1 pseudogene is annotated in these 772 nt (G+C 59.1%); it reads left to right on the top strand.

The features are described from left to right. Positions 1-772 (top strand): annotated as a pseudogene (locus CKF42_RS20940) (ribonucleotide-diphosphate reductase subunit alpha); the annotation flags it as partial.

The raw sequence follows: 772 nt of genomic DNA, 5'->3' as shown, positions 1-772 counted from the left end.
GGATTCAGCCGCGTGACTTCTTCCAGACGCTGGCCGAGATTCAGTTTGAGTCAGGCTACCCCTACATCATGTATGAGGACAGCGTGAACCGCAGCAATCCGATTGCCGGTCGTATCAATATGAGCAACCTCTGTTCAGAGATCCTGCAGGTGAACAGCGCCAGCGAGTATTTTGACGATCTCAGCTATCGCCGGGTCGGCAAAGATATCTCCTGCAATCTTGGCTCACTCAATATTGCCCACGCCATGGATTCCCGCGATCTGGCGCGCACCGTGGACGTGGCGGTACGCGCCCTGACCTCGGTGTCGATGATGAGTGAGATCGCGTCGGTGCCGTCGGTCGCCGAAGGAAACCGGCGGTCGCACGCCATTGGCCTGGGTCAGATGAACCTGCACGGCTATCTGGCGCGGGAAGGCATCGTTTACGGTTCGCCGGAAGCGCTCGATTTCACCAACCTCTACTTTTACTGCATCACCTATTACGCGCTGCGCACCTCTAATCAGCTGGCACAGGAGCGTCAGCAGACCTTCGACGGTTTTGCTGATTCGCAGTACGCCAGCGGCGTCTATTTCGACAAATATCTGGAGCGCGAATGGCTGCCGCGCACCGAACGGGTGGCAAAACTGTTTGCCGACGCCGGCGTGACGCTGCCGACCCGGGCGGACTGGCAGGCGCTGCGCGATGCGGTAATGCAGCACGGGCTGTTTAATCAGAACCTGCAGGCGATCCCGCCGACCGGTTCGATCTCCTACATCAACCACGCCACCTCCAG

This window comes from Pantoea sp. ARC270 (assembly GCF_003236725.1).
In the GTDB taxonomy this organism is placed as follows: domain Bacteria; phylum Pseudomonadota; class Gammaproteobacteria; order Enterobacterales; family Enterobacteriaceae; genus Pantoea; species Pantoea anthophila.
Note: the sequence above shows the minus strand (reverse complement) of the source record. Positions and strands in the feature narration are given on the sequence as shown.